6 protein-coding genes and 1 pseudogene are annotated in these 9,527 nt (G+C 52.3%); 3 read left to right on the top strand and 4 right to left on the bottom strand.

Features of this window, described 5'->3' with window-relative positions:
• Together ACTHUT_RS09935 and dnaJ are read right to left on the bottom strand one after the other, a co-directional pair.
• Positions 1 to 240, bottom strand: a 240-nt coding sequence (locus ACTHUT_RS09935) for a hypothetical protein (RefSeq protein WP_440418768.1), incomplete at its 3' end; no start/stop codon positions are given.
• Positions 241 to 326: 86 nt separating this feature from the next.
• The gene (gene dnaJ / locus ACTHUT_RS09930) at positions 327 to 1,478 is read right to left on the bottom strand and encodes a molecular chaperone DnaJ (protein WP_049322586.1); all 1,152 of its coding nucleotides are present in this window, start codon (positions 1,476 to 1,478) and stop codon (positions 327 to 329) included.
• A gap of 210 nt (positions 1,479 to 1,688) precedes the next feature.
• On the opposite strand from dnaJ, the gene leuS reads away from it, so the two are divergent.
• Positions 1,689 to 4,499 (top strand): leucine--tRNA ligase, encoded by a 2,811-nt coding sequence (gene leuS / locus ACTHUT_RS09925; RefSeq protein ID WP_440386012.1) that lies wholly within the window; start codon positions 1,689 to 1,691, stop codon positions 4,497 to 4,499.
• 255 nt (positions 4,500 to 4,754) lie between these two features.
• On the opposite strand, the gene adhE is transcribed toward leuS, so the two are convergent.
• A complete protein-coding gene (gene adhE / locus ACTHUT_RS09920; RefSeq protein WP_440386011.1) occupies positions 4,755 to 7,370 on the bottom strand; it encodes a bifunctional acetaldehyde-CoA/alcohol dehydrogenase in 2,616 nt (871 codons plus the stop codon).
• 321 nt (positions 7,371 to 7,691) lie between these two features.
• Positions 7,692 to 9,011, bottom strand: coding sequence for an MFS transporter (locus ACTHUT_RS09915; protein WP_440386010.1), 1,320 nt, complete (start codon positions 9,009 to 9,011; stop codon positions 7,692 to 7,694).
• A 112-nt stretch (positions 9,012 to 9,123) separates the two neighbouring features.
• Between ACTHUT_RS09915 and ACTHUT_RS09910 the strand changes: the two genes are divergently transcribed.
• Positions 9,124 to 9,297 carry a hypothetical protein gene (locus ACTHUT_RS09910; RefSeq protein ID WP_159069369.1) on the top strand — a complete coding sequence of 58 codons (174 nt, stop codon included), beginning with the start codon at positions 9,124 to 9,126 and terminating at the stop codon, positions 9,295 to 9,297.
• Between the two features lie 60 nt (positions 9,298 to 9,357).
• A pseudogene (locus ACTHUT_RS09905) lies at positions 9,358 to 9,527 on the top strand (sodium:proton antiporter); the annotation flags it as partial.

Raw genomic sequence — 9,527 nt, 5'->3', positions numbered from 1 at the left:
CCCAGCGTCGAGGAGAAAAAAGCTTCCATGATTTAAGATACTCAACCGAAAAGCGGGCAAACAAAAAGCGCTGTGCATACCGCCCGCAAGGGTATGGACAACGCTTACGTCTTGCCTGTCTTCCGATAAAGCAGAGAAGATACCGCTGCCACGGCCGCACAAGCCGATTATGTTGACAACGGTTTCGGCATTGCGCCGAATGGCTACTCCCGTAAGAGTGAAGCGCGCATTGTAAGGCAAACCATGGCTTGAAGCAACAAAAAGAAAAACAAAAGGCCGTTTGAAACCTCATTCAAGCAGGTTTCAGACGGCCTTTTTCACAACGATTAATTATCGGAGAACAAATCGCCTACTTTTTCGCCTACTTTTTCCCAAAACGATTTTTTGCGCGGGGTTTGGCTGAGATTGAGGCCGGAGGAGATTTTTTCAAATTCTTCCAGCAACTCTTTCTGACGGTCGGTCAGGTTAACCGGAGTTTCAACCAAAATGTGGCAGTACAAATCGCCGGTCGAGCTGGAACGCAGAGACTTGATGCCTTTGCCTTTCACGCGCATGCGGCGGCCGGTTTGCGTTTCTTTCGGAATGTGCAGTTTGACTTTACCGTCCAAAGTCGGCACTTCGACTTCGCCGCCCAATGCGGCAATGGCAAAGCTGATCGGCAGTTCGCAATGCAAGTCCAAGCCGTTGCGCTCGAAGATTTTGTGCTGTCTCACGCGGACATTGACGTACAAATCGCCTGCCGGCGCGCCGTGTTGACCCGGCTCGCCCTCGCCGCTCAAGCGGATGCGTTGACCGTCGTCGATACCGGCCGGAATGTTGACTTCAACCGTTTTGCTGGTTTTGGTGCGGCCTTCGCCACGGCATTTGACGCAAGGATCTTTGATTTCTTTGCCCGTACCGTGACAAGTCGGACAAGTCTGCTGCATTTGGAAAATGGCTTGGCGGACGTGTACTGTGCCTGAGCCGTGACAGGTCGAACAAGTCGATGCGGATGTGCCCGGTTTGGCACCTGAGCCGTGGCAGACATCACATTCTTCGTAAGTCGGAATGTTGATGCGTTTTTTCACGCCTTTGGCGGCTTCTTCAAGCGAAATCTCTATGCCGACCTGCAAGTCCGCACCGCTGTAATCCGGCTGGCGGCCTCCGGCACCGCCGCCGAACATTTGGCTGAAAATATCGGAAAAATCGAAGCCTTGCGCGCCGCCGAATCCGCCAAAACCGCCGAATCCGCCCGCGCCGCCGCCCATGCCCTGCTCAAACGCGGCATGGCCGTATTGGTCATACATGGCGCGTTTTTCCTTGTCTGACAAGGTATCGTAAGCTTTTTGGACTTCTTTAAATTTTTCTTCCGCTTCTTTGTTGTCAGGGTTGCGGTCGGGATGGTATTTCATTGCCAGTTTGCGGTAGGCTTTTTTGATTTCATCGTCGCTAGCGCTGCGGGCAACACCAAGTGTTTCGTAAAAATCTTTATTGCTCATAATTTTGATAGTGTTAAGAATGAATTCAAACTGGGTGGGATATGTGGGCGAGTATCAAAAACTCAAGTCAGTATTTTCAAGGCCGTCTGAAATTGTGCTTTTCCGACATCCAAACATTCAGACGGCCTTTGTCAAACCGACAGGCCCGACAACCTGCTATAATCCCATCTTTATTTTTTCCAACGTTTTCAAGCGAAAAACAGAATGACCATGCAAGAACATTACCAGCCCGCCGCCATCGAGCCTGCGGCGCAGAAAAAATGGGACGACGAGCGTATTTTCAACGTCTCCGAAGACGCTTCCAAACCCAAATACTACTGCCTTTCCATGTTCCCCTACCCCAGCGGCAAGCTGCACATGGGGCATGTACGCAACTACACCATCGGCGACGTATTGAGCCGCTTCAAACTCTTAAACGGCTTCAACGTCATGCAGCCTATGGGTTGGGACGCGTTCGGCATGCCTGCGGAAAACGCGGCGATGAAAAACAATGTCGCCCCTGCCGCTTGGACGTACGACAACATCGAATACATGAAAACCCAGCTCAAAAGCCTGGGTTTTGCGATTGACTGGGAGCGCGAAGTCGCTACCTGCAAACCCGAATACTACCGCTGGGAACAATGGCTATTTACCAAGCTGTTTGAAAAAGGCATCGTCTACCGCAAAAACGGCACGGTAAACTGGGATCCGGTCGACCAAACCGTCCTTGCCAACGAGCAAGTCATCGACGGACGCGGCTGGCGTTCCGGCGCGTTGATCGAAAAACGCGAAATCCCGATGTATTACTTCAAAATCACGGATTACGCCGAAGAACTGCTCAACGACTTGGACGAACTGGAACACTGGCCTGAACAAGTCAAAACCATGCAGCGCAACTGGATCGGCAAATCTCGCGGCATGACCGTGCGCTTCGCCGTTTCAGACGACAGCAAACAAGGTTTGGAAGGCGATTACGCGAAATTCCTGCAAGTTTATACCACCCGTCCCGACACGCTGATGGGCGCGACTTATGTCGCCGTTGCCGCCGAGCATCCGCTGGCAACCGCCGCAGCCGCCGACAAACCCGAATTGCAGGCATTTATCGCCGAATGCAAAGCCGGCTCCGTTGCCGAAGCCGATATGGCGACGATGGAGAAAAAAGGCGTGCCGACCGGCCGCTACGTCATCAACCCGCTTAACGGCGACAAACTGGAAGTGTGGATTGCCAACTATGTATTGTGGGGCTACGGCGATGGCGCTGTGATGGCTGTTCCGGCGCACGACGAACGCGATTTCGAATTCGCGTGCAAATATGGTTTGCCGATTAAATGGGTTGTCAGCAATAAAGTGATTGATGGCGCGGTAGCACGATTACAAAAAATTGCGGCTAAAAATAACTTACCGTTTGATATTGAATATATTTTTGATTATTCAAAGAATCCAACGCAACGTTTTGCAGATAGAGTATTAGAACAAGTCAATAAGGCAGGCCTTGACGATGAACCGTATTTGAGTGAAATCTTCGGGGCATTGGAAACCATCAGATTAAATTGGAATATGCAGTTCCAAAACAATGAAGATAACTTCCTAGTAAACAGCAACGAATTCAACGGCATGAATTTTCAGACGGCATTCGACGCCATTGCCGCCAAGCTACAAAGCCAAGACGCAGGCGAACCGAAAACCCAATACCGCCTGCGCGACTGGGGTATTTCGCGCCAACGCTACTGGGGTTGCCCGATTCCTATCGTCCATTGCGAAAAATGCGGCGACGTACCCGTCCCTGCCGACCAACTGCCCGTCGTCTTGCCTGAAAACGTCGTACCCGACGGCATGGGTTCGCCGCTGGCAAAAATGCCAGAGTTTTACGAAACCACCTGCCCATGCTGCGGCGGCGCTGCAAAACGCGAAACCGACACCATGGACACCTTCATGGAATCGAGCTGGTATTTCTTCCGCTACATGTCGCCCAAGTTCGCAGAAGGCATGGTATCGACTGAAGCCGCGAAATACTGGGGCGCGGTCGACCAATACATCGGCGGTATCGAACACGCGATTCTGCACCTCCTGTACGCGCGTTTCTTCACCAAACTGATGCGCGACGAAGGCTTGGTCAATGTTGACGAACCGTTTGAACGCCTGCTGACGCAAGGCATGGTCGTTTGCGAAACCTACTACCGTGAAAACGACAAAGGCGGCAAAGACTGGATCAACCCTGCCGATGTCGAGCTGACTTTCGACGACAAAGGCCGCCCCGTTTCCGCCGTCCTCAAAGCAGACGGACTGCCAGTCGTTATCAGCGGCACGGAAAAAATGTCCAAGTCCAAAAACAACGGCGTCGATCCGCAAGAATTGATTAACGCCTACGGCGCGGACACCGCCCGCCTGTTTATGATGTTCGCCGCACCGCCCGAACAGTCCCTCGAGTGGAGCGACAGCGGCGTCGAAGGCGCGCACCGCTTCCTGCGTCGTCTGTGGCGTACCGTTTACGAATACCTGAAACAAGGCGGCGCGGTCAAAGCGTTTGCAGGCAGCCAAGACGGTTTATCTAAAGAACTCAAGGACCTGCGCCACAAACTGCATTCCACCATCGCCAAAGTCAGCGACGACTACGGCCGCCGCCAGCAGTTCAACACCGCCATCGCCGCCGTGATGGAACTGCTCAACCAATACGACAAAACCGACACCAACGGCGAACAAGGCCGAGCCGTCGCCCAAGAAGTATTGGAAGCTGTCGTACGCCTGCTGTGGCCCATCGTGCCGCACATCTGCGAAACCCTGTGGAGCGAATTGAACGGCGCGAAACTGTGGGAAACAGGCTGGCCGACAGTCGATGAGGCCGCCTTGGTTAAATCCGAAATCGAAGTCATGGTTCAAGTCAACGGCAAACTGCGCGGCAAAATCACCGTTGCCGCCGACGCCTCCAAAACCGACCTCGAAGCCGCCGCACTCGCTAACGAAGGCGCGGTGAAATTCATGGAAGGCAAGCCTGCGAAGAAAATCATCGTCGTTCCCGGACGTTTGGTGAATATCGTCGTCTAAACCGCTTTTAAGGTTTAGCCACACAGATAAAGGCCGTCTGAAAGTCAATCAAGCTTTCAGACGGCCTTTTATTTTTAAAACCGTTATTTCCTTGAATTGTAAGGTTTACCATTAAATTAAAGTTATTAAAGATATTTTTTGAACCATCGTATTCAAATGAAAACCTTAGCTTTGATAAAACCAAAGAACCGAATAAAGAAAGGCCGTCTGAAACCCTATATTCAGGTTTCAGACGGCCTTTTTATCTCCCCGATTTTATTCGCCGTAATAGGCTTTGGTCAGGATTTCTTCCATGTCGGCGACTAATGCCAGACGCGGGTTGGCCGGGGTGCATTGGTCTTCAAAAGACATCATGGCCAGCTCTTTTCTGCCGTCGAGGAAGGTTTTCTCATCGATGCCCTGCTCTTTAAACGACATTTTGATGCCGACGTTGACCGCCAGTTCATGACAGGCGCGGGCGAAGGATTCGACGCCTTCTGCCGGTGTGCTGCATGGCAGGCCTAAAGTACGGGCGATTTCCTGATATTTCAGGTCGGCTTTGTAGTAGTTGTACTTCGGCCAAGTGGCGGTTTTCTGCGGGCGCGTACCGTTGTAGCGGATGACGTGTGGCAGCAGGATGGCGTTGGCACGGCCGTGCGGAACGTGATATTTACCGCCGATTTTGTGTGCCATCGAGTGGTTGATGCCCAAGAACGCATTGGCAAACGCCATGCCTGCGATGGTGGAGGCGTTGTGCATATGCTCGCGCGCTTCTGGATCGGCCGCACCGTGTTTGTAGGAGCGTTCGAGGTATTGGAACACGAGCTTGATGGCTTGCAGGGCGAGGCCGTCTGTAAAGTCGTTCGCCAGTACGGAAACGTACGCTTCTACCGCGTGGGTCAATACGTCCAAACCGGTATCGGCGGTTACGCTTGCCGGTACGGTCATGGTAAACGCAGGATCGACAATCGAAATGGTTGGGGTCAGCGAGTAGTCGGCAATCGGATATTTTTTGTCGCCGTCGCTGATGACGGTAAACGGCGTCACTTCGGAGCCGGTACCCGATGTGGTAGGGATGCCGATAAATTTGGCTTTGCGGCCCAATTCAGGGAAGCGGAACGCGCGTTTGCGGATGTCCATGAATTTTTGCACCAAGTCTTCAAAGTCGACTTGCGGCTGCTCGTAGAAGAGCCACATGGCTTTGGCCGCGTCCATCGGCGAGCCGCCGCCCAGCGCGATGATGGTGTCGGGCTGGAAGCTGCGCATCAAATCCATGCCTTTATAGACGGTTTGGACGCTCGGATCGGCTTCGACATCGGTAAACAGCTGGATGGTCACTTTGTTTTTACGTTGGTGGAGCTGGTAGGTGATTTTATCGACAAAGCCCAGATCAACCATCGAACGGTCGGTCACAATCATGACTTTTTCGCAGTCTTTCATGTCTTGCAGATATTGGATGGAATCGCGTTCAAAATAGATTTTGGCGGGCACTTTGAACCATTGCATGTTGTTTCTCCGACGGCCTACTTTTTTGATGTTTAACAGATTGACTGCGCTGACGTTGCCGCCGACGGCGTTTTTACCGTAAGAGCCGCAACCGAGGGTCAGAGAAGGCAGGAAGGCATTGTACACGTCGCCGATGCCGCCGAAGGTGGAAGGCGAATTCCAAATCACGCGCAGCGCTTTGACGCGGGAGCCGAACGTTTTGACCAATTCTTCATCGGCGGTATGGATGGCGGCGGAGTGTCCCAAGCCGTCAAAGGCAACCATTTCTTCGGCGAACTTCAAGCCTTGTTCGGTCGAATCTGCCTTAATCATGGCCAAAACAGGCGAAAGTTTTTCGCGGGTCAGCGGCTCGTTCGGACCGACTTCACGGCATTCGGCGATGATTATGTTGGTTTTTTCAGGCACTTTAAACCCGGCCTGCTCGGCAATCCATGCCGCCGGTTTGCCCACTACCGCAGAATTGAGTTTCGCGCCGCCGCAGCTGGCGCAATTCGCCGTTACGCCGAAGATAAACTCTTCGAGCATGGCTTTTTCTTTTTTGTTGGCAAAGTACACGCCGTAGGATTTGAACTCTTCGGCCAACTCTTTGTAAATCTCTTTATCGGCAATCACCGCTTGCTCGCTGGCGCACACCATGCCGTTGTCGAAAGATTTCGACATCACAATATCGTGCGCCACCTGTTTGATGTCCGCCGTTTTTTCAACATAAGCAGGTACGTTGCCCGCCCCGACGCCGAGCGCAGGTTTGCCGCAAGAATACGCGGCTTCCACCATCGCATTGCCGCCGGTCGCCAAAATCGTTGCCACGCCCGGATGCTTCATTAGTGCGGAAGTGCCTTCCATAGACGGCTTTTCAATCCACTGGATACAGTTTTCCGGCGCACCGGCCGCAATCGCCGCATCACGCACGATACGCGCGGCATGGGCGGAACACTGCTGGGCGGACGGGTGGAACGAGAAAATAATCGGATTGCGGGTTTTCAGTGCAATCAGGGATTTGAAAATGGTGGTGGAAGTCGGATTGGTCGTCGGCACGATACCGCAAACCACGCCGACCGGATCGGCAATTTCAGTAATACCGGTTACATCGTTTTCGCTGATGACGCCCACGGTTTTCAAATCGCGCAGGCGGCGCACGACGTTTTCGCAGGCAAACAGGTTTTTCGTCGCCTTATCCTCAAATACACCGCGTCCCGTTTCTTCGACCGCGTGCATGGCGAGTACACCATGTTTGTCCAGCGCGGCGATAGAGGCTTTGGCAACAATAAAGTCAATCTGCTCCTGATCGAGCTTAAGAAACTCGTCCAATGCCCGTAAACCCTTGTCAACCAGGCTGTTTACCTCGGCTACGGCTGGGCTGACGACGTTGTCGGCTGATGCGTTCATGGTGTATCTCCTTAATAAAAGGTGGCAATAAGGTCAATAAATTTTCACTACGATAACTATAGGTAATTTAGTTACATTTTGCTTTGACCTACATCACAAACCATGATTGAACTTTTCAGACGGCCATTTTATCGTTTATTCATTTTAATTCTTTGAAGTATAATATTTTTATCCACACGAAAACAAAGACGGTTATTCTTCGTCGCTTTCCTCGATAATTAAGATAAAAACAGAAAATCGATGTATTAAAATTACATACTCGAAATAAAACAAAGGCCGTCTGAAATCTTTTTCAGACGGCCTTTGATTTATGTATGCCTTTTATTGGCTGATGTCCTCCAGCGTACGGCCTTTGGTTTCTTCACCCAATACCAAGATTACCGCCACAATCAGCAGCATAACCAGGGCAAACATCATAAAGATATTGCCGAAGCCGCCGCTGTTGCCCACCATCGCCGCCACCACCATGGGCGCGAGTATGCCGCCGACGCGGCCGATGGCGCCTGCCCAGCCGGATGCGAAGGCACGGAAGCGCAAAGGGTAGAGTTCGGGGGTGTAGGTGTACAAAACACCCCATGCGCCCAAGTTGAAGAAGGACATCAGGCTGCCCCAGACCATGACTTCGGCCGCAGTGGTGCTTTGCCCGAAAAACCATGCGCACGCGGCGCAAGCGGCCAGAAAGCCTGCCAGTGTTGCTTTGCGGCCGATTCTCTCCACCAAAGCCGCGGCGGCTATATAGCCGGGCAGTTGCGCAACAATCATCACCAACACATATTCAAAGGTTTTTACCACGGTATTGCCCTGCTCGACCAGCAATTTGGGCAACCAAGTGAAAATGCCGTAATACGAAAACACGATGCCGAACCAAACCAGCCACAGCATCAGTGTGCGCCGTGCAAACGGATGTTGCCAAAGTTGGAAGAAGCGGATGCGTTCGCGCGGGGCGGCCGGTGCGGCAACGGCTTCTATCGGCGGCGTGATGCCCGATTGAATTTCCAGCGCGGATACCAAATGGTGCGCTTCGTCGGTTTTGCCACGGGAAAGCAGGTAAGGCACGGATTCGGGAACGAATTTCAACACCAACGGCACATAAAACAGGGGCAAGGCGCCGAATAAAAACGCGCTGTGCCAGCCGGTTTGCGGAATAAAGAAATAAGACACCAGCGCGGCCGAGAGCCAGCCCAAGCCCCAAAAGCTTTCCAGTAATACAATAAAACGGCCGCGAACTTTCGGTGGCGCATATTCGCTGACCAGCGACACGGCGACGGGCAGTTGGCCGCCCAAGCCGACGCCGACAAAAAAGCGGCACACCAGCAAAACCGTCAAATCAGGCGCGAGCGCGCACAAACCTGTGGCAATGCTGTACACCACCATCGTACCGGCAAAAACGGTTTTCCGTCCGAACCTGTCCGCCAGCCAGCCGCTGAATACCGCACCCAGAGCCATGCCGACAAAGGCAATGCTGACAATCCAACCCAACTGTGCCGGAGCCAGCGCCCAATCTTTGCCCAAAGCCGGCAATACAAACGACACCAAACCGGTATCCATGGCATCAAACAGCCAACCTATGCCGACCAAAACCAGAAGTTTGTAATGAAAGCGGGAGGGCGGCAGATTGTGCAGCCGCGTCAGAATATCCATCACTTCTTTCCTTTGTTTGTGTATGATTGAATTGGGTTTTATCAATAAATGCTTTAATTTCAGTGACAAACCTAAAACCAAAACATTGTGTCGATTTTAACATTGGTACCCTATGCAAAAAATGGGAAGCGCGTGTTTTTTGGCTATTTTTATCGCCAAAACCGCACGCCATATTAAAACGCTGAAAAGGGTTCACGGCAGGCCGTCTGAAACCGATGGTCCTTTTTCAGACGGCCTGCCGTTTTTTGCAAAGGCTTCATGCTTGGGTTATGATGTTTATTTGTAATATGTAAACAGACGATTGCCTATTTTTACATAACAGGCCGTCTGAACAACGGAGAACGATATGAATGCGGTTGTAATTGCGGTCATCATCATGCTGGCGCTGTCTTTATCGCGCGTGCATGTGGTGCTCAGCTTGGCTGTCGGCGCGTTTGTCGGCGGCTTGGTGGCCGGTATGCCTTTGGAGAATGTAACCAACGCGGCCGGCGATGTGGTGCAGCAAGGGATTATTCC

The sequence above is a fragment of the Neisseria sp. P0022.S010 genome (assembly GCF_051956635.1).
The sequence above is the reverse complement of the archived record's forward strand: the minus strand, read 5'-3'. Positions and strand labels throughout refer to the sequence as shown.

What these genes read in the sequence shown, in the direction of transcription:
- leuS (WP_440386012.1), top strand. Translation starts at nt 1,689, where the DNA reads ATGCAAGAACATTACCAGCCCGCCGCCATCGAGCCTGCGGCGCAGAAA.
- ACTHUT_RS09915 (WP_440386010.1), bottom strand. Translation starts at nt 9,011, where the DNA reads ATGGATATTCTGACGCGGCTGCACAATCTGCCGCCCTCCCGCTTTCAT.
- dnaJ (WP_049322586.1), bottom strand. Translation starts at nt 1,478, where the DNA reads ATGAGCAATAAAGATTTTTACGAAACACTTGGTGTTGCCCGCAGCGCT.
- ACTHUT_RS09910 (WP_159069369.1), top strand. Translation starts at nt 9,124, where the DNA reads ATGCAAAAAATGGGAAGCGCGTGTTTTTTGGCTATTTTTATCGCCAAA.
- adhE (WP_440386011.1), bottom strand. Translation starts at nt 7,370, where the DNA reads ATGAACGCATCAGCCGACAACGTCGTCAGCCCAGCCGTAGCCGAGGTA.